This window comes from Duffyella sp. Ts4 (assembly GCF_051851875.1).
In the GTDB taxonomy this organism is placed as follows: domain Bacteria; phylum Pseudomonadota; class Gammaproteobacteria; order Enterobacterales; family Enterobacteriaceae; genus Duffyella; species Duffyella gerundensis.
This window is the reverse complement of the sequence record NZ_JBLYPN010000012.1, coordinates 12,260-37,994: the sequence shown is the minus strand read 5'-3', so window position 1 is coordinate 37,994 and position 25,735 is coordinate 12,260. Positions and strand designations below refer to the sequence as shown.

General features: G+C 55.5%; 20 protein-coding genes and 2 tRNA genes. 17 read left to right on the top strand and 5 right to left on the bottom strand.

The annotated features are described in order from the left end of the window. Positions 1-80 precede the first annotated feature (80 nt). From fepD to ACJY2L_RS15665, 3 genes are read left to right on the top strand one after another with little or no spacing between them, the layout of a single operon-like run. Positions 81-1,064, top strand: a complete 984-nt coding sequence (gene fepD / locus ACJY2L_RS15675) for a Fe(3+)-siderophore ABC transporter permease (RefSeq protein ID WP_439214448.1) — start codon at positions 81-83, stop codon at positions 1,062-1,064. A gap of 2 nt (positions 1,065-1,066) precedes the next feature. Then, entirely contained in the window at positions 1,067-2,041 is a 975-nt protein-coding gene (fepG, locus tag ACJY2L_RS15670) for an iron-enterobactin ABC transporter permease (protein WP_439214447.1), read from the top strand. Next, positions 2,038-2,826, top strand: a complete 789-nt coding sequence (locus tag ACJY2L_RS15665; RefSeq protein WP_439214446.1) for an ATP-binding cassette domain-containing protein — start codon at positions 2,038-2,040, stop codon at positions 2,824-2,826. The genes fepG and ACJY2L_RS15665 overlap by 4 nt, the downstream gene beginning before the upstream one ends. A gap of 24 nt (positions 2,827-2,850) precedes the next feature. On the opposite strand, the gene ACJY2L_RS15660 is transcribed toward ACJY2L_RS15665, so the two are convergent. From ACJY2L_RS15660 to fes, 3 genes are read right to left on the bottom strand one after another with little or no spacing between them, the layout of a single operon-like run. After that, positions 2,851-6,777, bottom strand: coding sequence for an enterobactin synthase subunit F (locus ACJY2L_RS15660; protein ID WP_439214445.1), 3,927 nt, complete (start codon positions 6,775-6,777; stop codon positions 2,851-2,853). Further along, complete coding sequence (locus ACJY2L_RS15655) at positions 6,770-6,979, bottom strand: MbtH family protein (protein ID WP_067427545.1); 210 nt, start codon at positions 6,977-6,979, stop codon at positions 6,770-6,772. Before ACJY2L_RS15655 ends, ACJY2L_RS15660 begins: the two co-directional genes overlap by 8 nt. A 36-nt stretch (positions 6,980-7,015) precedes the next feature. Then, the gene (fes, locus tag ACJY2L_RS15650) at positions 7,016-8,233 is read right to left on the bottom strand and encodes an enterochelin esterase (protein WP_439214444.1); all 1,218 of its coding nucleotides are present in this window, start codon (positions 8,231-8,233) and stop codon (positions 7,016-7,018) included. A gap of 255 nt (positions 8,234-8,488) precedes the next feature. On the opposite strand from fes, the gene ACJY2L_RS15645 reads away from it, so the two are divergent. Then, on the top strand, positions 8,489-10,723 hold the full coding sequence (locus ACJY2L_RS15645) for a TonB-dependent siderophore receptor (RefSeq protein WP_439214443.1): 2,235 nt from the start codon (positions 8,489-8,491) through the stop codon (positions 10,721-10,723). Positions 10,724-10,778: 55 nt separating this feature from the next. Here the strand turns inward: ACJY2L_RS15645 and dacB are convergent, their stop codons facing one another. Continuing rightward, positions 10,779-12,212 (bottom strand): serine-type D-Ala-D-Ala carboxypeptidase, encoded by a 1,434-nt coding sequence (gene dacB / locus ACJY2L_RS15640; protein ID WP_439214442.1) that lies wholly within the window; start codon positions 12,210-12,212, stop codon positions 10,779-10,781. Positions 12,213-12,464: 252 nt separating this feature from the next. Here dacB and greA point away from each other — a divergent pair, with 252 nt between their 5' ends. After that, on the top strand, positions 12,465-12,941 hold the full coding sequence (gene greA / locus ACJY2L_RS15635) for a transcription elongation factor GreA (protein ID WP_439214441.1): 477 nt from the start codon (positions 12,465-12,467) through the stop codon (positions 12,939-12,941). 102 nt (positions 12,942-13,043) lie between these two features. On the opposite strand, the gene yhbY is transcribed toward greA, so the two are convergent. Then, complete coding sequence (gene yhbY / locus ACJY2L_RS15630; RefSeq protein WP_067427555.1) at positions 13,044-13,337, bottom strand: ribosome assembly RNA-binding protein YhbY; 294 nt, start codon at positions 13,335-13,337, stop codon at positions 13,044-13,046. A gap of 125 nt (positions 13,338-13,462) precedes the next feature. Between yhbY and rlmE the strand changes: the two genes are divergently transcribed. From rlmE to truB, 12 genes are all read left to right on the top strand, one after another. Beyond that, entirely contained in the window at positions 13,463-14,092 is a 630-nt protein-coding gene (gene rlmE, locus ACJY2L_RS15625; protein WP_067427557.1) for a 23S rRNA (uridine(2552)-2'-O)-methyltransferase RlmE, read from the top strand. 111 nt (positions 14,093-14,203) lie between these two features. After that, positions 14,204-16,135: an ATP-dependent zinc metalloprotease FtsH gene (ftsH, locus tag ACJY2L_RS15620; RefSeq protein WP_067427559.1), complete on the top strand. Its 1,932-nt coding sequence runs from the start codon at positions 14,204-14,206 to the stop codon at positions 16,133-16,135. Positions 16,136-16,223: 88 nt separating this feature from the next. After that, entirely contained in the window at positions 16,224-17,066 is an 843-nt protein-coding gene (gene folP, locus ACJY2L_RS15615; RefSeq protein WP_439214440.1) for a dihydropteroate synthase, read from the top strand. Further along, entirely contained in the window at positions 17,063-18,397 is a 1,335-nt protein-coding gene (glmM, locus tag ACJY2L_RS15610) for a phosphoglucosamine mutase (RefSeq protein WP_187487545.1), read from the top strand. The genes folP and glmM overlap by 4 nt, the downstream gene beginning before the upstream one ends. A gap of 357 nt (positions 18,398-18,754) precedes the next feature. Beyond that, complete coding sequence (secG, locus tag ACJY2L_RS15605) at positions 18,755-19,087, top strand: preprotein translocase subunit SecG (RefSeq protein WP_067427564.1); 333 nt, start codon at positions 18,755-18,757, stop codon at positions 19,085-19,087. Between the two features lie 62 nt (positions 19,088-19,149). Continuing rightward, positions 19,150-19,236 (top strand) — tRNA-Leu (locus ACJY2L_RS15600). Between the two features lie 59 nt (positions 19,237-19,295). After that, positions 19,296-19,372 (top strand) — tRNA-Met (locus ACJY2L_RS15595). 212 nt (positions 19,373-19,584) lie between these two features. Next, positions 19,585-20,037 (top strand): ribosome maturation factor RimP, encoded by a 453-nt coding sequence (gene rimP, locus ACJY2L_RS15590; RefSeq protein WP_067427566.1) that lies wholly within the window; start codon positions 19,585-19,587, stop codon positions 20,035-20,037. A 24-nt stretch (positions 20,038-20,061) separates the two neighbouring features. Next, positions 20,062-21,549, top strand: a complete 1,488-nt coding sequence (nusA, locus tag ACJY2L_RS15585) for a transcription termination factor NusA (protein ID WP_439214439.1) — start codon at positions 20,062-20,064, stop codon at positions 21,547-21,549. 17 nt (positions 21,550-21,566) lie between these two features. Continuing rightward, on the top strand, positions 21,567-24,269 hold the full coding sequence (gene infB, locus ACJY2L_RS15580; protein ID WP_439214438.1) for a translation initiation factor IF-2: 2,703 nt from the start codon (positions 21,567-21,569) through the stop codon (positions 24,267-24,269). A gap of 71 nt (positions 24,270-24,340) precedes the next feature. Then, the gene (gene rbfA, locus ACJY2L_RS15575) at positions 24,341-24,763 is read left to right on the top strand and encodes a 30S ribosome-binding factor RbfA (protein ID WP_067427572.1); all 423 of its coding nucleotides are present in this window, start codon (positions 24,341-24,343) and stop codon (positions 24,761-24,763) included. After that, positions 24,763-25,707, top strand: a complete 945-nt coding sequence (truB, locus tag ACJY2L_RS15570; RefSeq protein WP_439214437.1) for a tRNA pseudouridine(55) synthase TruB — start codon at positions 24,763-24,765, stop codon at positions 25,705-25,707. Before rbfA ends, truB begins: the two co-directional genes overlap by 1 nt. The last annotated feature ends 28 nt before the right edge of the window (positions 25,708-25,735 follow it).

Here is a 25,735-nt window from a genome sequence, read left to right as displayed (position 1 = left end):
GTAATACGAGTAATAACGATAATAACAATCATTATCATATTTGCACCGCGGCCAACGGGCCGCCGAAAGCGGAGAGCGTAATGCGCCAGGCTGGCGGAATCACAGGTCTGTTACTGCTGTTGATCATCCTTTCGGCGTTGAGCGTAATGCTGGGCGCCAAATCTATCCCGCTTCAAACGGTTGCCGACGCGCTGACCAGCCAGTGTCATCGCGCGGATTGCTTGATCGTGCGTGAAGCACGCATACCGCGCACGCTGGCTGGCTGGCTGGCCGGTGCCGCACTGGGCCTTGCTGGGGTGCTGATGCAAACCCTAACGCGCAATCCGCTCGCCGATCCCGGTATTTTAGGCATCAATGCCGGTGCCGGCTTTGCCGTGGTGATCGGCATCGCGCTGTTTGGCGCCGATACGCCAGCGGCCTGGCTGTGGTTCTCCTTCGGTGGTGCACTGCTCGCCTCGCTGCTGGTGGCGCTCACCGGTGCTATCGGCGGCGGACGTGCCAATCCGGTGCGGCTGACCCTGGCGGGCGTGGCGCTGGGTGCCGTGCTGGAGGGACTGACCTCCGGTATCTCTTTGCTCAATCCGCAGATTTACGATCATCTGCGCTTCTGGCACACCGGTTCGCTGGATATTCGCAGCATGTCGATGCTGGCCATCGTGGCGCCAGCGATTGCCATCGGCACACTATTGGCACTGACACTGGCGCAACCACTGAACAGTTTGAGCATGGGCGGCGAACTGGCTACCGCGCTGGGCACGCGCGTGGTTGGCACCCAGCTGGCTGGCCTGCTTGCCATTACGTTGCTGTGCGGCGCAGCCACCGCAGCCGTCGGCCCGATCGCCTTTCTTGGCCTGATGGCCCCGCATATTGCGCGGCGTCTGGCGGGCGACGACCATCGCTGGTTGCTGCCCATTACCCTGTTGTTAACGCCTTGCCTGCTGTTGGCTGCCGACATTATCGGTCGCCTGTTGGTGCCCGGTGAACTGCGCGTTTCCATCGTGACCGCTTTTATCGGTGCGCCGGTGCTGATTGTGCTGGTGCGCCAGCAGATGGGGAGACGATAACGATGCGTGCTCTCTGGCCATGGCTGCTGCTGGCGGCGTGTTTCGCGCTGGGTATGCTGGCTCTACAAAGCGGTAATCTGGCGTTCACCTCTGCTCAGGTCTGGCAGGCACTGACCGGTAGCGCGCCGCGCAATGTGGCGTTGATCGTGATCGACTGGCGGCTGCCTCGCGTGTTGACGGCGCTGCTGATTGGCGCGGCGCTCGGCGTCAGCGGTGCTATTTTTCAGTCGCTGTTACGTAATCCGCTCGGCAGCCCGGATATTCTCGGTTTTAACACCGGCGCCTATACCGGTGTGCTGGTCGCGCTGGTGCTGTTTGACCAGAGCATGGGCGGCATGACCGCAGCCGCTATGGTGGGCGGTATCGCCACCGCGCTGCTGGTATGGCTGCTCGCCTGGCGTAACGGCGCCGATACCTTTCGCCTGATTATCGTTGGCATCGGCATACGGGCGCTGTTAATGGCGTTCAACAGCTGGCTGGTGATTAGCGCCTCACTGGATGCCGCGCTGAGTGCCGGGTTATGGAGCGCCGGTTCCCTGAATGGCTTAACCTGGGCGAAATTGCCGCTGACCGGCACTCTGATTGTGCTGGCGCTGCTGGGCGCAGGTCTGTTGGCACGTCGCATGCGGCTGCTGGAGATGGGCGATGAAAGCGCCTGCGCGCTGGGCGTACCGGTTGAACGAACGCGCATGCTGCTGATGCTGGTGGGTGTGATGCTTACCGCGGCGGCGACTGCGCTGGTTGGCCCTGTCTCCTTTGTGGCGCTGGTGGCACCGCAGATCGCCCGCCGCCTGGGCGGCAGTTTGCGGCTGCTGTTGTCGATGTCAGCGCTGTGCGGTGCGCTGCTGCTGCTGGGCGCGGATTTCGCAGCCCAGCGGCTGTTTCAGCCTTATCAGCTGCCGGTCGGCGTGATCACCGTTAGCCTTGGTGGTCTCTATTTACTGGCTTTACTGGTGCGGGAGTCCCGACGCAAATGAATTCACGTCTGCGAGCCGAACGGCTCACGCTCGGCTATGAAAAACGCCTTATTGCCCGCGATCTGTCGGTGACCATTCCCGATGGTGAGCTTACGGTGATTATCGGGCCAAACGCCTGCGGTAAGTCGACGCTGTTGCGCACCCTGAGCCGCCTGATGAAACCGCAGGCGGGCGAGGTGTTTCTTGATGGCGAAGCGATAGCGCGTTATCCCACTAAAGAGGTGGCGCGTCGGGTAGGCCTGCTGCCACAAACCTCGACCGCGCCAGACGGCATCACCGTCAGCGAACTGGTGGCGCGCGGACGTTACCCGCATCAGTCGCTGTTCAGCCGCTGGCAGGCGGCCGATGAACAGGCGGTTCAGGAAGCGATGCAGGCCACCGGCGTGGCAAACCTGGCGCAACAAACGGTGGATACGCTCTCTGGCGGCCAGCGACAGCGCGTATGGATCGCCATGGTGCTGGCGCAGCAAACACCGTTATTGCTGCTCGATGAGCCGACCACCTGGCTTGATATTGCTCATCAAATTGAACTGCTGGAGCTAATGCAGGATCTTAACCAGCGCCATCGCCGCACGCTGGTGGTGGTGCTGCACGATCTGAACCACGCCTGCCGTTACGCCACACATTTAATCGCCATGCGCGACGGGCAGATTCTGGCAGAGGGGGCGCCAAAAGCGATCGTCAATGAAGCGTTGATAGAAGCGGTATTTGGGCTGCGCTGTACCATTATCGACGATCCGGTTTCTCACACGCCGCTGATTGTGCCGCTGGGCCGGAAGAAATAACGCCGCCTCGCGGCGGCGTAAAAGTCAGAACCGGCTAAGCAGCTGGTTCAACTGCGGCCCAAGGCGGGTAAATATCGGTGGCGAAATGATATCGACATGCGCACAGGGCTGCGGCCAGATCTCAAGGCTGCCGACAAAGGGCGCCCAGGCGCGTTGCGGATCCTGACCCGGCTGCTGCGTCTCCTCCGCAAGAAATAACGTCGCCTTACCGGAAAAACAGGCGCTGCGTGCGGTGGTCAGCAGACGCACCGAATCAGCATAGTTGGCCTCTATGGCGCTGAACAGATCTGCCATCTCCTCGCCTGCGGCATTACGCTGTGCAGCAAGAAACTGCTCACGCTCACGATTAACCTCATCCAGTACCGCCTGATCCAGTACGTTCTCACCGCGTCGCTCATCCCAGTTCTGCGTTTCCGGCGGCCAGGTATCGAGCAGGCCGAGGAACGCCACCTCTTCGCCGAGCGCCTGTAAACGCGCCGCGATGCCCTGCGCCAGCGTACCGCCGAGCGAATAGCCGATGAAGTAGTAAGGCCCCTGCGGCTGCACGCGGCGCACGGTCGCCAGATGCGCATCGCATACCGCATCAAGGTGTGCGCTGTGTTGCAAAGGCCCATGCGGATGCGGCGACTGAATGCCGGTCAGCGACCAGCGTGGATCGATATAGCGCTGCAGCACGCTGAACTGCCAGGCAAAGCCGGATGCCGGATGGAAGCAGAACAGCCGTGGGCCGGTGCTTTCACGGAGCGGCAGCACCGCGTCGAAGCCAGCCGCTACCGCCTCTTCTGCATTTTCTGTTAGCTGCCGGGCCAGTTTGGCCACCGTTGATGCGATCATGATCTGGCCAACGCTGACCGGACGGTTCAGGATTTTACGCAGGCCCGCGGCCAGCCGCATCGCCAGCAGTGAATGGCCGCCGAGGGCAAAGAAATCGTCGTCGGCGCTAACGCTCTCGCAGCCCAGTAGCTGGCAGAATGCCGCAGCGATCTGCTGTTCGATGCCAGGCAGTGGCGCACGGCTGGCATGGGCAGCCTGTTGAGTAGGCAGCGGCAGCGCGGTGCGGTTCAGCTTGCCGTTAACGCTCAGCGGAAATTCCGCCAGCTGAACGATGGCGACTGGCACCATATGCGCCGGTAGCAGTGTGGCTAGCTGCTGGCGCAGTGCATCGCCGTCGACAGGATCGCGGGCAATCACATAGCTCACTAACTGGCGGGCATCGCCCTGAGCGGCATCCTGCTGGCCCAGTATGCAGGCGTGCGTAACCGCCTGTTCAATGCCAGGCAGGGAGCACAGCGCATGATCGATCTCATTGAGCTCAATGCGCTGACCACGAATTTTGAGCTGATCATCGCTGCGTCCAAGGTATTCCACCGCGCCATCAGGCAGCCAGCGGGCCACGTCGCCGGTGCGATACATGCGCTCGCCCGGCTGGAAAGGATCGGCCACAAAGCGGCTGGCGGTGAGATCGGGACGCGCCAGATAACCCTGCGCCAGCTGGATGCCGGTGAGATAGAGATCGCCCGCGATGCCCGGCGGTACCGGCTGCAAGCGTGAATTAAGAATGCGCAATCCAGTATTCCACACCGGAAAACCGATCGGTACGCTGGCACCGGTCACCGCCGCCAGCTCAGGGCCAAATGCCGGATACCAGCTAACATCCACCGCGGCTTCCGTTGGTCCATACAGATTATGCAGCGGCACGGCGGTAAGCTGTTCCCATTGTCGGCACAGCGCGGTGGGCAAGGCTTCACCGCTGCAGAAAACCTGGCGCAGGCTGGCGCAGCGCGCCACCGCTTCATCATCGGTCAGCGACGCCATAAATGCGGCCAGCATCGACGGCACAAAGTGTGTGGTGGTGACCCGATGCTGGCTGAACAGCTGTTGCAACGCCTCAGGATCGCGATGCGCTTCCGGCGGTGCCATCACCAACTGCGCGCCCACCAGCAGCGGCCAGAAAAATTCCCACACCGACACGTCGAAACTGCCAGGTGTTTTTTGCAGCACCACATCGGTGGCGTTCAGCGGATAACGATCCTGCATCCAGAGCAGACGATTGACGATCGCTTCATGGCCTACCACCACGCCTTTAGGGCGGCCGGTTGAGCCAGAGGTATAGATCACATAGGCGGCATCTTGCGGCGTTGGCATCGGCAACGGACTCGCCTCGACCACCGGCAGCAGCGCCTGATAATGCAGTTGATCCACCGCAGCCAGCACAGCAAAACGCTGGGCCAGCGCGCTGTCGGTAAGCAACAGGCGCGGCGCAGCATCCTCAAGCATCAACGCCAGGCGATCGTCGGGATAACCGGTATCAAGCGGTAGCCAGACGGCACCCACGCTGACGATCGCCTGCAGGGCCAGCGACAGGAACACCGATCGGGGCAGGGCAACGGCAACAATGTCACCGCGTGTCACGCCCGCTGCCAGCAGCTGTTGCGCCAGAGCGATCACCTGCTGATGATTTTGTTGATAGGTTAGCCGGTGCCGCGCATCCGCCAGCGCAGGCGCCTGTGGCGTGCGCGCGGCCTGTTGTGCCAGCAGGCTGGCCAGCGTTTCAGCGGGCAGCGGCTGCGCGGTGTGGTTGATGTCGTCAATACGCTGCTGTTCTTCCGGCATCAACAGATCGACTGCCGCGCAGCTCAGCGTGGGCTGGGCTGCCAGTTGATGCAGCATCAGCGGCAGCCGGCGCGCGTGCTGCTGCAGCGTGGCGCGGTCATAACGCGCGGCGTTGGCCAACAGCTCCAGCGAGATATCACCCTGTTCGCTGAGATAGATCGCAATTTCCAGATCGCGCACCGGCCCGGAAGCCAGCTGATGGGTGATGCCCTCAATACCTGCAAAATCAAGGCGATAATCAAACATCTTCAGGTTGATCACCGGGCCATAAAGCGGCTCACCGTCGCCAATACGACCGAGATCGCGCTGCACCTGTTCGGCGTCATAGCGCTGATGACGACGCAGCTTTTTCAGACGGCTTGCCAGCGAGGCGGCAAAAGCGCTCAACGGCTGGCTGTCATCAAGCTGCACGGCCAGCGGCAAGACGTTAATCACCGGTCCGGTCGCGCAGAGCGCCGCCGATCCGATGCGGCGCATAAAGATGAAGCCCGCTGAAAAATCGTTTTGTCCACTGAGACGCGCCAGCCACAACGCCACCAGACCAATCGCCATATCTGCGGCGCTGAGGTGCTGTTGCTGACCTTCTGCCACCAGTGCGCTGAAGGCATCACGCGGAAGCGCGATCGTTTCGCGCAGGATAGCGGTGCTGGCGGTTTCGCCGCTTAGCGGCTTCAGGGAAATGGACGCAGGCGGCGGCAGAAGCGCGCCCTGCTGCTGCCAGAACGCCTGGTCACGCTGCCATGCGGCGGATGCCTGATAGCGCTGATACTCTTCCACTACCTCACGGAAAGGAATAAACGGCGTCGGCTCGGGCGGCCGTTGCTGGCATAACGCGCTGTAGATCGCCGCAATGCGGCGGGTCAGGGCGGTAAAGCTAAAGCCGTCAACCACCAGATGATGAAAGCGTTGATACCAGAACCAGCGCTGCTCGCCAACGCGCAGAATCTGATGATGCCAGAGCGGCGCACCGCTCAGCACACGCAAATCGCCAGCCATATCCTGCTGCATCAGCTGGCGCGCGGCGGCAACCGGATCGGCGTGCTGACGCAAATCGTGCATCGCCGGGGCGCTGAACGATTGCGGCTGCGGCCACTGCACGGGCACGCCATCCTGCTCGCCAAATGCCATGTTCAGCGTATCTGCTTCCTGCATGCCGAGCACGATCGCTTGTGACAGGTACGACAGATCGAGAGGACCATTCAGTTCGACGTAATGAGCGACAGCAAAGGCGTTATGTTGCGCAGAGAGCTGATCGGCCATCCAGATACCGGGCTGGGCAGCAACCAGCGGCATCGGTGCCAGCTGCACGCTGTGTTGTGGCGTTAATGTTTCAGACATGATGATGCCCCCCGATTTGCGTAGGCTCCTGCCAGTGTTGAGCCAGCCAGCTGTCGCAGGCGGCGCGCGGTTGTGGTCCAAATACCGGCTGCCAGCCCGCAGGCAGCGGATAGCCAGCGGGCCACAGGCTATATTGCCGTCGTGCGTTACTCAGCACCTGGCATTCCAGCTGCGCATCGTCAAAAGGGTTGAGATGTTCCATGTCATTCTCCTGCAATAAAACCCGTTGGTGTGACGGTTAGCACCGTTGCCACAGCGACGTTAGCCCATCGAGTAAGCCACCGCGCCAGCACAGCGCATCGTGGCCGCCTTCAACCAGGCGATAGTTGACCTGATGTCCGGCATCGGTCAGCCGATGATGAAGATCGTGGTTGGCGGTGAGCACCAGAGGTTCCCGGCTACCTGCCTCAATAAAGAAACGTTGTGCCTGACCTTGCCCCAAACCGGCGGCGATCTGACCGTTGAGCCAGCCAGGCTGTTGATCCGCCGCATTAAGCGCCCGATCGGGCCACCAGAACGATCCCGACTGGCTGATTGCCGCGCCGAAACGCTGTGGCCAGTGCAGCGCCGCATACACCGCCGACAGGCCGCCAAAGCTCTGGCCCGCCACCAGCGTTTGGTGTGGATCGACGGTAAAGGGAATCGTGGTCTGCACCTGCGGCAGCAGTTCCTGTTGAACCGCCAGCCAGAAATCGGCATTGCAGGGCAGCTCGGCGCTGCGGTGAGCGGTATCAATGACGTCAATCAGAATGTAAACCGCGGGCGGCAGGTCGCCGCGTTGCGTCAGCGTATGCAAGGGGCCGGCGATGGGCATCTTTGTTGCCCAGAACTGCCCATCCAGCAGGATAGCCAGGGGGCGATCGGCGTGCGGTGCGCCGGTCTCGATGATCCAGATACGGCGACGATTGTCCAAACGCGCACTCTGCCAGTCATGCGGCGGCGCGATGTGCATTTCCTCGCCCCGATCTACCGCCTCCCAGAGTTGCTGATCGGGCGCGAGCGGCATATGCAACGGTGACACGCCATTGCCGCGTCCGCCGCACCAGCTGCGTAGCGGATTTAACGAATCGACCTGGGCGGCAGGAAGCAAGTCACGCCACCAGGCACGCAGCGTCATCATGTCCGGCTCGCCGTTAAAATCGCGCGCCTGGCGATCGGGAATCAGGCTGTAACTGCCACGCCAGGTTGCTGGGAGGAGATAGCTTCCCAGCCAGACGTCGGTGCCGGTTACGCGCTGCAGTGAGCGTGGAACAGCACGCTGATGATGATCGGTGACGCCGGTAATATTCAGCCAGACGCGGCGCAGAGGAGAGGTTGCTTCACTACCGTCGGCGTCGCGCCAGAAGAACGTGACGCGAAAATGGCGATCGTCTGCCGGTTCAATTCGCGGAATACCCGCCTGTTTTTGCGCCTGCCACCAGCTTTCACTGCCGGTCTCATTGCTTAATAACGTCATACAGCGTGTGTCATTTCTTCCGCGTAAGCGGCCCGCGATAATGTAATGAATAATACTATTGATAATTATTTGCATTTGCAATAGGGTGTTTCCGCCCGTTCAGGCGCGGCTTTTTTCCGCATTATCCGCAGTGGCGTGTCGGTGTTTTCAGCGTTGGCTGACGACCGCGGAAAAGCACTCCCGGGCAGGATTATCAAACGACATCATCGTGTTACCGCGTCCCTTCTCCGATGCAGGTTGCTCAGGAATAACATAATGAAAAAACTCTCCCGACTCTCTTTTGCTGTTTTGCTTGAACTGGGGCTTATCGGTGGCGCGCATGCGGCCGAAGGCAGTACGACTACCGATCAAACGGATGCTGAAAATGGCACGCTGGTGGTCACCGCGGCCCAGCAGAATATGCAGGCGCCTGGCGTTTCGACTATCACCGCTGAGGAGATCAGGAAGCGGCCCCCGGCGCGCGACGTCTCCGAGATTATCCGTACCATGCCGGGCGTTAACCTGACCGGCAACTCCACCAGCGGCCAGCGGGGTAATAACCGGCAGATCGATATTCGCGGCATGGGCCCGGAAAACACACTGATCATGGTGGACGGCCTGCCGGTAAGCAGCCGAAACTCGGTGCGACTTGGCTGGCGCGGCGAGCGTGATACCCGCGGTGACAGCAGCTGGGTGCCGCCGGAGATGATTGACCACATTGAGGTGATTCGTGGACCGGCCGCCGCGCGCTATGGTAACGGTGCCGCGGGCGGCGTGGTCAATATCATCACCAAAAAAGACACCAACGACTGGCATGGATCCTGGAACACCTATTACAACGCGCCGCAACATGATGAAGAGGGTGCCACCAAACGCACTAACTTCAGCCTTTCAGGCCCGCTCGGCGATGATGTCAGCTTCCGGCTATATGGCGGCCTGGCAAAAACCCAGGCCGATGCGCAGTTTATCAATGAAGGTCATCAGTCGTTGCGGACCGGCAGCTACGCCAGCACGGTACCCGCCGGGCGCGAAGGCGTAGTTAATAAAGACATTAATGCGCTGCTGCGCTGGGCTTTTGCTCCGATGCAGGCGCTGGAGTTCGAGGCGGGCTACAGCCGCCAGGGTAACCTCTATGCTGGCGATACGCAAAACACCAATACCAGCGCGCTGGTGCAGAGCAAGTACGGCGATGAAACCAATCGGCTCTATCGCCAGAACTTTGCGCTGACCTGGACCGGCGCCTGGGATAATGGCATCAGCACCCGCAGTTACGCTCAGTATGAGAACACACGTAACTCGCGTATGAATGAAGGGCTGGCTGGTGGAACAGAAGGGATCTTCGCCAACAGCGACTTCTCCACCATTGAGCTAAACGATGTGCTGTTGCACAGTGAAATCAGCGTACCTTTCGAGCTGGGCGTGAATCAAACCGCCACCTTCGGCACCGAGTGGAATCAGCAGAAGATGAAGGATGCGTCATCCAACACGCAAACCTTTATGAGCGGCGCGGTGGACGGGATTTCCGGCACTGATCGCAGCCCTTATTCACAGGCGGAAATTTTCTCGCTGTTCGCGGAAGACAATATTGAGCTCACCGACAGCACCATGCTGGTGCCGGGACTGCGCTTCGATCACCACTCGATTGTTGGCAATAACTGGAGCCCGTCGCTGAACCTGTCGCAGGGGCTGGGCGATGATGTCACGCTGAAACTGGGCATTGCGCGGGCTTATAAAGCGCCAGGCCTCTATCAAACCAACCCCAACTATCTGCTTTACAGTCGCGGCCAGGGCTGCGCCGACAGCGCGGGTGCCTGTTATCTGATGGGTAACGACGATCTGAAAGCTGAAACCAGCATCAATAAAGAAGTCGGGCTGGAATGGAAACGCGACGGTTATCAGGCGGGCGTCACCTGGTTCCGCAACGACTATCGCGACAAAATTGAGGCGGGCTACACGCCGGATGGCGTTTCCTCAGGCGGCGCAGCTGATGTTTATAAATGGGAAAATGTCCCTAAAGCGGTGGTTGAAGGCCTGGAAGGTACGCTGAATTTGCCGGTCAGCGACAGCATCAGCTGGAACAACAACATCACTTATATGCTGCAGAGTAAAAACAAAGAGACCGGCGATCGCCTGTCGATTATTCCGGAATATACCCTCAACTCAACGCTAAGCTGGCAGGCTATGCCGGATCTTTCCCTGCAATCAACCCTTACCTGGTACGGCACGCAAACGCCGAAGAAGTATAACTACAAAGGTGATGCGGTTACCGGCAGTGAGAAAGATGAGGTGAGCCCGTACTCTATCGTCGGCCTGAGCGGCACGTATGATGTTAATAAGTATGCCAGCGTGACGCTGGGCGTCGATAATCTGTTTGATAAGCGGCATTATCGTGAAGGCAACGCGCAGACCACCGGCAACTCGGCGACCAACGCCTGGATGTATGGCGCGGGTGCCAACACCTACAACGAATCAGGCCGCACTTACTACGTTAGCGTCAATACGCACTTCTGATCGAACAGGGCGGCATTGCGCCGCCCTGTTTATCCTGTGGCTAATGCACTCAGCCTCAGTTATTACTGTAGATATCTTTGTAGAGACGGCTTTCAAATCGCACCAGCGGCACTCTGCGAATACGCTGATCTTCTGGCGGCACGGCATAACCTGACAGGAACTGCACAAAGGCCACGCGCTGACCGCTGGCGGTGGTGATAAAACCCGCCAGGTTATAAACGCCCTGCAACGAGCCGGTTTTCGCCGACACTTTGCCATCCACTCCCGCTTCGTGCAGACCACCGCGATAACGCAACGTGCCATCGTAGCCCGCTAACGGCAGCATCGAAATATAGTTGAGCGTCTGATCATTTTTCGCAATGTACTGCAACACCTGCATCATGGTATCAGGCGCGATCAAATCGTGACGTGACAGCCCTGAGCCATCAACCTGAATGCTGTTGCCCATATCAACGCCCGCTTTGGCCTGCAAAATCCGGCGCACCGCATCCGATCCCGCACGCCAGGTACCGGGCACGTTAAAATAGTGATGGCCAATGGTGCGGAAAACGGTGTCGGCGATCATGTTGTCTGACTTTTTCAACATGGTTTTTAACAGATCATGCAACGGCGCTGACTGTTTTTGTGCCAGCACGGTACCGGCAGGGGTTTCACGCGCCTGACGCACCACGTGACCGCTGATGTCGATATCGGCAGCGCGCAATTGGGCTTTAAGAATCGCGCCTGACCAGGCTGCACCATCCTGAATAGCGAAGGCCAGCGGCAGCGGTTCAGCACGCTGGCGCATACAGCCAGTGAGCGTGTAGCGGTTCAGTTCGCCCGGCACCACATCAAGTTCACAGTACTGCGCTTCACCAGAGTTCTTACCCAGCGTTTTCACCTGGCTGAACATGGTTACCGGATAGTAATCGGCAACGCGGATAAAGGCATTTTCGCCAGCGGTGGGCGAACTGTAGAGCGACACGGAAAAGCAGTTTTTGTCTATAATTGCCGCGGCGGGGGGCGCGCTAAAACATTGGGTCAAATCGTTCCATGGCCAGCCGGGGGCTTCATCGTGGCTGGCAAAGACCGAGGTATCGATCACCAGGTTACCTTTGATATGCGTGATGCCCTGCTTTTTAAGCTGCGCCACCATATTGCGGGTGTCCTGACGGCCGAGCGTTGGGTCACCGCCAAAGCGCGCGATTAGATCGCCGTTTAAGGTGCCGTCAGAAAGTGAGCCATGCGTTTCCAGCGTCGTCTGAAAACGAAAATCGGGACCCAGCTCAAGCAGTGCGGCCAGCGCGGTCACCACTTTCATGGTGCTGGCGGGCAGGGCCATCTGTTTGCTGTGGTAATCGATAATCGGTGCCGATGCGCCTACTTTTTGTACCATCAGTGCGAGGTTCGCGCCATCAGGCAAATACTGCATGTAATCCTCAATGGGAGCTGCCTGGGCTTGCAGCATAAATGCGCAGGTTAATCCGGTAACAAGTCGTGAAAATCGCATAATCTCGCGGTAACTGACGGAAGAAGGCGACCATACTACGGTGCATTGAGGTGGAAAGTAAACGATGACCCAGGCTGAACTCTGGGTTAAAATACGTATCAAAATGCAAAACCATTTCCTGGCCTGGAAACTTTTCCGGGTCAGGATACTTTTGTTTGCAAAACCTGTGTAGGCGCTGCAGAAGGTGACTTTTGCGTTCAGCTGTCAGGATGGACACCTGGTATAAACAGGAACGACAACGAGGGTATCAAGATGAACCAAATTCCGATGACGTTAAGGGGCGCAGAAAAGCTGCGTGAAGAGCTTGAAGAGCTGAAAACCGTTAAGCGCCCCCGAATTATTGCCTCAATTGCGGATGCGCGTGAGCATGGCGATTTGAAAGAGAATGCGGAATACCATGCTGCGCGTGAAGAGCAGGGATTCTGTGAAGGCCGCATTCAGGAGATTGAAGCAAAACTCTCTAATGCGCAGGTTATTGATGTTACGAAAATGAGTGCCAACGGGCGAGTCATTTTTGGGTCAACCGTTAGCGTGCTGAATGTCGATACCGATGAAGAATCGACCTATCGCATCGTCGGCGACGATGAAGCAGACTTTAAGCAAAATCTGATTTCGGTGAACTCACCGATGGCGCGCGGACTGATTGGTAAAGAAGTGGATGATGTGACCGTGGTCAAAACACCGGGTGGCGACGTCGAGTATGAGATTCTGAAGGTAGAGTATCTCTAAGCACTTCTGTTACGCTGATAAGCGCGATGCATTGTAAAGAAAGGAAAAAGGCCGCGGTGCGGCCTTTTATCCCTGGCTGGAGCGTGTCACTTTCTCTCGCGCTTAACGCGGTAGAGAAATTTTGCTCTCTTTAGAAGGGCGGAACAGCACCAGCGTTTTGCCAATGACCTGAACGTTACTGGCGCGTGTTTCGCGCACGATAGCCTCGACAACCAGATTTTTGGTTTCGCGATCTTCAGTGGCAATTTTCACTTTGATCAGCTCGTGGTGTTCAAGCGCCTGTTCGATTTCGGCCAGCACACCTTCGGTCAGGCCATTGTTACCCAGCATCACGACAGGTTTCAGTGGATGGGCAAGACCTTTCAGGTGCTGTTTTTGTTTGGTACTCAGATTCATCGTATTTTTTACTTACTTTGGGATTGAAAACGGTTCATTCTACCGCCATCTCTGGTATATCACCAAATCGGCGTGCCGATTTGTGCGGTTATTTATCGCATCGATGAAGAATAGTTGGAAAAAGTATGACGGGTAAAAAGCGTTCGGCCAGCTCAAGCCGCTGGCTGCAGGAACACTTTAGCGATAAATATGTGCTACAGGCACAGAAAAAAGGGTTGCGGTCACGCGCCTGGTTTAAACTTGATGAAATCCAGCAGGGCGACAAGATTTTCAAGCCCAACATGACCGTCGTCGATTTAGGCGCGGCGCCGGGTGGCTGGTCACAGTATGTGGTGACCCAAATCGGCAACAAAGGGCGCATCATTGCCCTCGATCTTCTGCCTATGGATCCTATCGTTGGTGTTGATTTCCTTCAGGGTGATTTCCGCGACGAAGCCGTACTTGCTGCTTTACTGGAGCGAGTAGGGGAGTCAAAAGTTCAGGTTGTCATGTCAGATATGGCACCTAATATGAGCGGCACACCTGCCGTAGATATTCCACGATCGATGTATTTGGTTGAACTGGCGCTCGAGATGTGTCGAGATGTACTGGCGCCGGGTGGGAGTTTTGTAGTGAAAGTGTTTCAGGGAGATGGCTTCGATGAATACCTGCGGGAAATTCGCTCCCTGTTTACGAAAGTGAAAATTCGTAAGCCGGACGCTTCGCGCTCCAGATCGCGTGAAGTGTATATTGTAGCGACAGGGCGCAAACCATAGCCATAAGCTGAAATCATTGCCTTTTTCAGGCGATTTTAGCGACAAAGGATATAGCGTGCCCTACGCTGTCTGTTAACACAGTTGTAATAAGAGGTTAATCCCTTGAGTGACATGGCGAAAAACCTGATTCTCTGGTTAGTCATCGCAGTCGTGCTGATGTCTGTCTTCCAGAGCTTTGGGCCCAGCGAGTCGAATGGCCGTAGGGTTGACTACTCAACCTTCCTGTCGGAAGTGAACCAGGATCAGGTCCGCGAGGCACGTATTAACGGGCGTGAGATTAACGTAACCAAAAAAGACAGTAACAAATATACGACTTACATTCCGGTAAACGATCCAAAGCTGCTTGATAACCTGCTGACTAAAAACGTCAAGGTTGTTGGCGAGCCACCGGAAGAGCCAAGTTTGCTGGCTTCTATCTTTATTTCGTGGTTCCCGATGCTGCTGTTAATCGGCGTCTGGATCTTCTTCATGCGGCAAATGCAGGGCGGCGGCGGCAAAGGCGCAATGTCCTTTGGTAAAAGCAAAGCCCGCATGCTGACGGAAGATCAGATTAAAACCACGTTTTCCGATGTTGCCGGTTGTGATGAGGCCAAGGAAGAAGTTAGCGAACTGGTAGAATATCTGCGCGAGCCGAGCCGTTTCCAGAAGCTGGGCGGTAAGATTCCTAAAGGCGTGCTGATGGTTGGCCCACCGGGAACCGGTAAGACCTTGCTGGCTAAAGCGATTGCTGGCGAAGCGAAAGTGCCATTCTTCACCATTTCTGGTTCTGACTTCGTTGAAATGTTTGTCGGTGTTGGCGCATCACGTGTGCGTGACATGTTTGAACAGGCTAAGAAAGCCGCGCCTTGTATCATCTTTATTGATGAGATCGACGCGGTCGGTCGTCAACGTGGTGCCGGTTTAGGCGGTGGTCACGATGAGCGTGAGCAGACGCTGAACCAGATGCTGGTTGAGATGGATGGCTTCGAAGGCAATGAAGGCATTATCGTTATTGCAGCCACTAACCGTCCTGATGTACTGGATCCTGCGCTGCTGCGTCCAGGCCGTTTTGACCGTCAGGTTGTTGTTGGCTTGCCAGATGTCCGTGGCCGCGAACAGATTCTGAAAGTGCATATGCGTCGCGTACCGCTGTCAACCGACATCGATGCAGCAATCATTGCACGTGGCACGCCTGGTTTCTCCGGTGCTGACCTTGCGAACCTGGTCAACGAAGCTGCACTGTTTGCCGCTCGCGGTAATCGTCGTGTGGTATCAATGGTTGAGTTCGAAAAAGCGAAAGACAAAATCATGATGGGTGCTGAGCGCCGGTCAATGGTGATGACGGAAGCGCAAAAAGAGTCAACGGCTTACCACGAAGCAGGACACGCCATTATTGGTCGCCTGGTGCCAGAGCATGATCCGGTACATAAAGTCACGATTATTCCTCGTGGCCGTGCGCTGGGTGTGACCTTCTTCCTGCCTGAAGGCGACGCGATCAGCGCCAGCCGTCAGAAGCTGGAAAGCCAGATTTCTACCCTGTATGGCGGTCGTCTGGCTGAAGAGATTATCTACGGCGTGGAACGTGTATCGACCGGTGCGTCCAACGATATTAAAGTGGCGACAAACCTGGCGCGTAACATGGTGACGCAGTGGGGCTTCTCCGAGAAGCTTGGGCCGCTGCTGTATGCAGAAGAAGAGGGCGAAGTGTTCCTCGGTCGTTCTGTAGCAAAAGCCAAGCATATGTCTGATGAAACGGCTCGCATTATCGATCAGGAAGTGAAATCCCTTATCGAAACTAACTACCAGCGTGCACGCCAGATTCTCAACGAGAATATGGATATCCTGCACTCAATGAAAGATGCGTTGATGAAGTATGAAACCATCGATGCACCGCAAATTGACGATCTGATGGCACGTCGCGAAGTGCGTCCGCCAGCAGGCTGGGAAGATCCGGGTGCCAGCGGTAATTCAGATAACAACGGCACGCCGAAAGCGCCGCGCCCTGTTGATGACCCGCGTACGCCAAACCCAGGCAACACGATGTCTGAACAATATAACAAATAGCCCTTGCTGATTTGTTATCATGAAACCCCGGCTGGTCCGGGGTTTTTTTCATTCTTTTTTCAACGGTTGCCGCAAGGAGAAGACGCAAATGAAGCTGTTTGCACGCGATTCCCATCTCGATTTATCCTTTCCCCATGTGATGGGCATTCTCAATGTGACGCCTGATTCATTCTCTGATGGTGGCCAACACAACACGCTGGTTGCTGCGCTAACGCACGTTAACGAGATGGTTAATGCAGGCGCAACGATTATTGATGTCGGTGGCGAATCAACGCGGCCAGGCGCTAATACGGTGAGCGTGCAGGAAGAGCTTGACCGTGTCATACCGGTGATCGAAGCGATCGCACAACGATTTGAGGTATGGATTTCGGTGGATACGTCAAAACCCGAAGTCATCACCGCCGCTGCACAGGCCGGCGCGCACATTATCAATGACATTCGTTCACTGAGTGAAGCCGGTGCGCTGGAAGCCGCAGCGGCAACGGGTTTGCCGGTTTGTTTAATGCATATGCAGGGTGACCCGCAAACGATGCAGCAGGCACCGCAATATCAAAATGTGATAGCCGAAGTCGATAGCTGGTTTACTGCTCAACTCGCCAGATGCGAAACAGCCGGCATTAAAAAGAGCAACTTGTTGCTCGACCCCGGCTTCGGTTTCGGTAAAAATCTCAGCCACAATTATCAGCTACTGGCACAGCTAGGCCATTTTCATCACTTTGAACTGCCGCTATTGGTCGGCATGTCGCGCAAATCGATGATCGGGCAGCTGCTGAATGTCGGCCCTTCACAGCGTTTAACAGGTAGCCTGACGTGTGCGGTCATCGCCGCGATGCAGGGCGCGCAGATCGTTCGCGTTCATGATGTAAAAGAAACCGTAGAGGCGATGAGAGTCGTCGAAGCGACACGGAGAGCAGAGGGACAACAGGCATGAGCAATCGTAAATATTTCGGCACCGATGGCATTCGCGGCAAAGTAGGCGAAATGCCCATTACGCCAGATTTCGTTCTGAAGCTGGGCTGGGCGGCCGGTAAAGTGCTGGCACGGCATGGCTCCAAAAAAATCATCATTGGCAAAGATACGCGTATTTCAGGCTATATGCTGGAGTCCGCGCTGGAAGCCGGTTTGGCAGCAGCAGGTCTTTCGGCGGCGTTTACCGGCCCAATGCCAACGCCGGCCATTGCTTATCTAACCCGTACATTCCGTGCTGAAGCGGGCATCGTCATCTCGGCATCGCATAATCCGTTTGATGATAACGGTATTAAGTTCTTCTCTGCTGAAGGCACCAAGCTGCCCGATGATGTGGAAGAAGCGATTGAGCTGGAGATGGAAAAGCCGCTGACCTGCGTCGAATCAGCCGAGTTGGGACGCGCCAGCCGTATTGTGGACGCAGCGGGCCGTTATATCGAATTTTGTAAAGGCACTTTTCCCAGCGAACTGAACCTTAACGGTCTGAAAATCGTAGTGGATTGTGCTAACGGTGCGACCTACCATATTGCTCCGAATGTGTTGCGTGAGCTGGGCGCCACGGTGATTTCCATTGCCACTCAGCCAGACGGCATGAATATCAACAAAGAGTGCGGTGCCACAGACTTACGGATGTTGCAAGAACGCGTTGTCGCTGAAAAGGCCGATTTGGGCCTGGCCTACGATGGCGACGGTGATCGCATCATGATGGTTGATCACCTTGGCGAGAAAGTAGACGGCGACCAGATTCTCTACATTATCGCGCGTGAAGGCCTGCGTCAGGGGCAACTGCGTGGCGGCGTGGTTGGCACATTGATGAGCAATATGGGCCTGGAGTTGGCGTTAAAGCAGCTCGGCATTCCATTTGCTCGTGCAAAAGTTGGCGATCGCTATGTGCTGGAGAAAATGCAGGAGAAAGGCTGGCGTCTGGGTGCGGAAAACTCCGGGCACGTCATTTTGCTGGACAAAACCACCACCGGTGACGGCATCGTGGCTGGCCTGCAAGTGCTCACTGCCATTGTGCGCAATCATATGAGCCTGCACGATCTTTGCAGCGGCATGAAATTGTTGCCGCAGATTCTGGTCAACGTGCGTTTCTCGGGCGAAAGCGACCCGCTGGAAGAAGCATCAGTTAAAGCCGTTACCGCAGAAGTTGAGAAAGAACTGGCGGGAAGAGGGCGCGTATTGCTGCGCAAATCGGGCACTGAGCCGCTCATCCGCGTGATGGTTGAAGGTGAAAACGAGCAACAGGTTACCGCGCTGGCCAATCGCATTGCCGATGCGGTTAAAGCCGTATAAGTGCGACCTAAAGCTCAATGAAATACCGCCCGCTTGACGTGCGGTATTCTCTGCTTTGCCAGAGTGTTTGCGCTACGGAATCATCGCTGCTACTGCGGTCAGTATGCGTGAGGATGATCCAACATGATGGCTGGATGAGTTATTGCTTAACTCTTGGTAAAAAGCGGCGTTTTGCCGCTTAAATCATCAGGATGGCGTTTTTTTCTGCAATCAGCATGCGCGATTGAAATTGCACTTGCGAAGGTGAGCACCTTTGGTTAGTATTCACACCCGCTTCAGATGGGTGATGACGAGATTTCCCATCGTTTAGTGTGAAGCTTTTGATGTGCAGTTATCGCGCAAGGAAACAGGTTAATTATGTACGAAGCTCTTTTAGTAGTTTTCCTTATTGTAGCCCTCGGCCTCGTTGGTCTGATCATGCTGCAACAAGGCAAAGGCGCTGATATGGGAGCATCATTTGGTGCAGGCGCATCTGCAACACTGTTTGGTTCAAACGGCTCAGGTAATTTCATGACCCGTATGACCGGCATTTTAGCAGCACTGTTCTTCATCATTAGCTTGATTCTGGGTAACCTGAACACCAATAAAAGCGCTAAAGGAAGTGAGTGGGAAAATCTGACGGCGCCGGCTCAGTCTCAACAGACGCAGCCAGCCAAACCGGCAACGCCGAGCAGTGATATCCCGCAGTAAGCAGTAAGGTCGTCAGCGCAATTCGACGCGACAGAAAGTGGAGTCGTCGTCTGTAAAGAAGTGCCGAGGTGGTGGAATTGGTAGACACGCTACCTTGAGGTGGTAGTGCCCGATTGGGCTTACGGGTTCAAGTCCCGTCCTCGGTACCAAATCTCAGTATTACTTGCATTTTATGCATGTTCGGCGTAATATTCGCCACGTTTTCGGACGCGGGGTGGAGCAGCCTGGTAGCTCGTCGGGCTCATAACCCGAAGGTCGTCGGTTCAAATCCGGCCCCCGCAACCACTTTCCCTTAGAGTTCTTTTTCAAATATACTGTGTGTATCTTCGGACGCAATATCAGCGGATTTTGAAAAAAATTCTGATGGATGGTGTGCCGAGCCGCTATTGCGGCATACAGGGTCCAGTCGCATAAAGCCCCGAATTTTCGGGGTTTTTTGTTATCAGGGAATCGTAACACTGGGCTATAAGCCCTTTTTTTATGTCTTGGGGGTGGCCTTGTCCACATTAGAGCAGAAATTGACAGCGTTGATCTCAGCACCGGTTGAAGCGCTTGGCTACGAATTGGTAGGTATTGAGTTCGTGCGTGGTCGCACATCCACATTGCGTATTTACATTGATAGCGAAAACGGCATCAATGTCGATGACTGCGCAGACGTCAGCCATCAGGTAAGCGCCATTATGGATGTTGAAGATCCCATCACCGTTGCTTACAACCTTGAAGTTTCCTCACCTGGACTGGAACGTCCACTCTTTTCCGCCGAGCATTATACGCGCTTCCTGGGCGAAGAAGTCAGTCTGGTATTGCGCATGGCCGTGCAGAACCGCCGTAAATGGCAGGGCATCATTAAATCTGTCGAAGGTGAAATGATCACGGTGACCGTCGAGGGTAATGATGAAGTGTTCGCACTGAGCAACATTCAGAAAGCGAACCTGGTCCCCCACTTTTAAAAGTTCGGATTGAGGCTAACCAGGATGAACAAAGAGATCTTAGCTGTCGTAGAAGCCGTTTCTAACGAAAAGTCCCTGCCACGTGAGAAAATCTTCGAGGCGCTCGAGAGCGCTCTGGCCACAGCGACCAAGAAAAAATACGAGCAGGAAATTGAAGTCCGCGTCAGCATCGACCGCAAGAGCGGCGATTTTGATACGTTCCGTCGTTGGGTGATCGTTAATGAAGTGACGCAGCCAACCCGTGAAATCACGCTGGAAGCAGCGCGTTACGAAGATGAATCACTGAATCTTGACGATTACGTTGAAGATCAGATTGAATCGGTAACGTTTGACCGTATCACTACGCAGACCGCGAAACAGGTTATCGTACAAAAAGTACGTGAAGCCGAACGCGCCATGGTGGTCGATCAGTTCCGTGAGCACGAAGGCGAGATTATTACCGGCGTTGTTAAAAAAGTTAACCGTGACAATATCAGTCTTGATTTAGGCAGTAATGCCGAAGCGGTTATTCTGCGTGAAGATATGCTGCCGCGTGAAAACTTCCGCCCAGGCGACCGTATTCGCGGCGTGCTTTATGCCGTTCGTCCGGAAGCGCGTGGCGCGCAGCTGTTTGTCAGCCGCTCTAAGCCAGAAATGCTTATTGAGCTGTTTCGTATTGAAGTGCCAGAAATTGGCGAAGAAGTTATTGAGATTAAAGCAGCCGCTCGCGATCCGGGCTCACGCGCTAAAATCGCGGTGAAAACCAACGATAAGCGTATTGATCCAGTTGGCGCCTGCGTGGGTATGCGCGGTGCGCGTGTTCAGGCGGTATCCAGCGAGCTGGGCGGCGAACGCATTGATATCGTGCTGTGGGATGATAATCCTGCGCAGTTTGTAATCAATGCAATGGCGCCTGCTGACGTTGCCTCAATTGTGGTAGACGAAGATAACCATACAATGGATATCGCCGTCGAAGCAGGCAACCTTGCTCAGGCCATTGGCCGTAATGGGCAAAACGTACGTCTCGCCTCGCAGCTTAGCGGCTGGGAGCTGAACGTTATGACCGTCGATGATTTGCAGGCGAAACATCAGGCTGAAGCACACGCAGCCATTGATGCCTTCACCAGATACCTTGATGTCGACGAAGAGTTCGCCACCGTGCTGGTTGAAGAAGGCTTCTCCTCACTGGAAGAGCTGGCCTATGTGCCGATCAACGAACTGCTTGAGATTGATGGTTTAGATGAAGAGACCATCGAAGCACTGCGCGACCGCGCAAAAAATGCGTTGACCACATTAGCGCTGGCGAAAGAAGAGAGCCTGGGTAATCAGGAACCTGCTGAAGACCTGCTGAATCTGGAAGGCATGGAACGCGCTCTGGCATTCAAACTGGCGGCAAAAGGTGTGTGCACGCTGGAAGACCTCGCCGAACAAGGTGTTGATGACCTGACTGATATTGAAGGGCTGGACGATGAGAAAGCCGGCGCGCTAATTATGGCCGCACGCAATATCTGCTGGTTCGGTGACGACGCGTAACAACAGGAAGGAACAGCATGACAGATGTAACCGTAAAATCACTGGCAGCAGAGATTCAAACTTCGGTGGAACGCCTGGTACAGCAGTTCGCTGATGCAGGGATCCGCAAGTCTGAAAATGACTCTGTAACCCAGCAAGAGAAAGAAACCTTACTGACGCACCTGAACCGTGAGCATGGTAGTAGCGCGTCAGGTAAACTGACATTGCAGCGTAAAACACGCAGTACCTTGAATATTCCCGGTACCGGCGGTAAAAGTAAGTCGGTCCAAATCGAAGTCCGCAAGAAGCGCACCTATGTGAAAGGCGATGCGGAATCTGAGCAGCAAGCTCAGATCGAAGCTGAAGCTCAGGCGCAGCGTGAAGCGGAAGAACAGGCTCGTCGTGAGGCCGAAGAGAAAGCGAAACGTGAAGCTGACGAAAAAGCAAAACGTGAAGCGGATGAAAAAGCCAGGCGCGAAGCTGAAGTGAAGCGCGAAGCAGCGGAAAAAGAGAAATTGAGTAATAATCAAACCGACGAAGTAACCCGGGCTGCCCAGTCAGACAAAGCCCGCCGCGAGGCTGAAGCTGCTGAACTGAAGCGCAAAGCCGAAGAAGAAGCACGTCGTAAGCTCGAAGAAGATGCGAAGCGTGCTGCAGAAGAGGCACGCAAAATGGCTGAAGAGAAATCAGCTGAATGGGAATCTAAAGCTGCTACCGAAGGTACCGAGGATAGCGCTGACTATCACGTGACCACGTCGCAGCACGCCCGTCAGGCTGAAGATGAAAACGATCGTGAAGTAGAAGAAGGCCGTAGCCGTACTCGTACCACTAAGGCTGCTGCGCGTCCTGCCAAAAAAGGCAACAAGCATTCTGAAGCCAAAACCGATCGTGAAGAAGCACGCGCCGCAATTCGTGGTGGCAAAGGTGGTAAACACCGTAAGCCAAGCACGCTGCAGCAAGGCTTCAACAAGCCGGCTCAGGCCGTTAACCGTGACGTCATCATCGGCGAGACTATTACCGTTGCTGAACTGGCCAATAAAATGGCGGTAAAAGGTTCACAGGTCATCAAAGCAATGATGAAGATGGGCGCAATGGCGACCATCAACCAGGTTATCGATCAGGAAACCGCTCAGTTGGTTGCTGAAGAGATGGGACATAAAACCATCCTGCGCCGCGAGAATGAGCTGGAAGAAGCAGTAATGAGCGATCGCGACAGCACCGGTTCTCAGGAATCTCGTGCACCAGTCGTGACCATCATGGGCCACGTTGACCATGGTAAAACCTCACTGCTCGATTATATCCGCTCAACCAAAATCGCCTCTGGCGAAGCGGGCGGCATTACTCAGCATATCGGTGCTTACCACGTTGAAACTGACAACGGCATGGTAACTTTCCTTGATACCCCAGGCCACGCCGCGTTTACCGCCATGCGTGCCCGCGGTGCTCAGGCAACAGATATCGTGATTCTGGTTGTTGCTGCGGACGATGGCGTGATGCCTCAAACCGTGGAAGCGATTCAGCATGCTAAAGCGGCCGGTGTACCGGTTGTTGTGGCCGTCAACAAAGTTGATAAGCCTGATGCCGATCCGGATCGCGTTAAAAACGAACTCACCCAGTACGGTATCATTCCGGAAGAGTGGGGCGGCGAAAACATGTTCGTTAACGTATCGGCAAAAGCGGGTACCGGTATTGACGATCTGTTGAATGCTATTCTGCTGCAGGCTGAAGTTCTTGAACTGTCAGCAGTGCGTGAAGGCATGGCAAGCGGCGTCGTAATCGAATCTTTCCTGGATAAAGGTCGTGGTCCGGTTGCAACCGTTCTGGTTCGCGAAGGTACGCTGAACAAAGGCGATATCGTGCTGTGTGGCTTTGAGTATGGTCGCGTGCGTGCGATGCGCGATGAGCTCGGTCGTGAAGTCATGGAAGCCGGCCCGTCTATTCCGGTAGAAATTCTTGGCCTGTCCGGCGTGCCGGCAGCGGGTGACGAAGCCACTGTTGTTCGTGATGAGAAGAAAGCGCGCGAAGTTGCACTTTATCGTCAGGGCAAATTCCGTGAAGTTAAGCTGGCGCGTCAGCAGAAATCTAAACTGGAGAACATGTTTGCTAACATGAGCGAAGGCGAAGTTTCTGAACTGAACATCGTGCTGAAAGCTGACGTTCAGGGTTCTGTGGAAGCGATCTCCGATTCACTGCTGAAACTTTCTACTGACGAAGTGAAGGTTAAGATTGTTGGCTCTGGCGTAGGTGGTATCACCGAAACCGACGCCACACTGGCAGCTGCTTCAAACGCGATTCTGCTTGGTTTTAACGTTCGTGCAGATGCCTCAGCGCGTCGCGTTGTCGATACCGAAAGCCTCGACCTGCGTTACTACTCCGTGATCTATAACCTGATCGACGAAGTTAAAGCAGCGATGAGCGGCATGTTGGCACCGGAATACAAACAGCAGATCATTGGCCTGGCTGAAGTTCGTGATGTATTTAAATCACCGAAATTTGGCGCCATTGCTGGTTGTATGGTGACTGAAGGTACGATCAAACGTCACAATCCAATCCGTGTACTGCGTGACAACGTGGTTATCTATGAAGGCGAGCTGGAATCACTGCGCCGCTTCAAGGATGACGTTAACGAGGTCCGTAACGGTATGGAATGTGGTATCGGTGTTAAGAACTACAACGATGTGCGCCCAGGCGACATGATCGAAGTATTCGAAATCATCGAAATCAAACGTACCATTGAGTAACAGTCCCGTTTCGGTGACGCTATATTTGGGAGGCCTGTGCGCCTCCCGAATTATTTGAGAGGAATAAAATTATGGCGAAAGAATTTGGTCGCCCACAGCGCGTCTCGCAAGAGTTGCAAAAAGAGCTGGCGATGATTATCCAGCGTGAGATTAAAGATCCGCGTGTTGGCATGATGGTGACGGTTTCAGGCGTGGAAGTGTCACGCGATCTGGCCTACGCCAAAGTGTTTGTTACCTTTCTAAACGACAAAGATGAAGATGCCGTTAAATCAGGCATTCGTGCGCTTCAGGACGCTTCAGGCTTTATTCGCTCATTATTGGGCAAAGCTATGCGCCTGCGCATTGTGCCTGAACTGACCTTTTTCTATGACAATTCGCTGGTTGAAGGCATGCGCATGTCTAACCTGGTTACCAGCGTAGTGAAAAATGATGCTGAACGCCGTGGCGAAGATGTGACGGACGAAGACGCAGCGGATAAAGACAAGGAGGACTGATGAGTCGTCCTCGTCGTCGTGGCCGCGATATTCACGGCGTTTTGCTGCTGGATAAGCCGCAGGGACTCTCCTCCAATGATGCGCTGCAAAAAGTGAAGCGCATCTTTAACGCCAACCGAGCGGGCCATACCGGCGCGCTTGATCCGCTTGCCACCGGTATGCTGCCAATCTGTCTCGGCGAAGCCACGAAGTTTTCCCGCTATTTGCTCGATTCTGACAAACGTTATCGCGTTATTGCTCGTCTCGGTCAGCGAACCGATACCTCTGATGCAGATGGCATTGTGGTAGAGGAACGTCCGGTTGCGTTTAATAATGAGCAGCTTGAAACGGCCCTGGAAAGTTTTCGCGGCGAAAGCCAGCAGGTGCCCTCAATGTATTCAGCATTGAAGCATCAGGGTCGCCCGCTTTATGAGTATGCGCGTCAGGGCATTGACGTGCCGCGTGAAGCGCGTCCAATTGTAGTATACGAGCTACTGTTTATTCGTTGGGAAGGCGAAGAGCTGGAGCTGGAAATCCACTGTTCCAAAGGCACTTATATTCGCACCATTATTGATGATCTCGGTGAGAAACTGGGATGTGGTGCGCATGTGACCATGCTGCGCCGCCTTGAAGTGGCCACCTATCCGGTGAGCCAGATGGTGACGCTGGAACAGTTGCAGGCCCTGGAAAAAGCCGCGCTGGAATCCGATCCTGCAAATCGTGATGCGCTCGACCAGTTACTGATGCCGATGGACAGCCCGGCCGCGGCCTTTCCCGAGGTCAACCTGCCGGAAAGCAGCGCGGCTTACTTTAAGCAGGGTATGCCGGTACAGGCAGCTGGCGCGCCGCAGAACGGTCTGGTTCGGGTCACTGAAGGCGCAATGGGAAAATTCATCGGTATGGCTGAAATAGCTGAAGATGGGCGTGTGGCGCCAAAAAGGCTGGTTGTTGAATATTCTGACTGACTCATTTGCGATCGCAATGGGCTAAGAG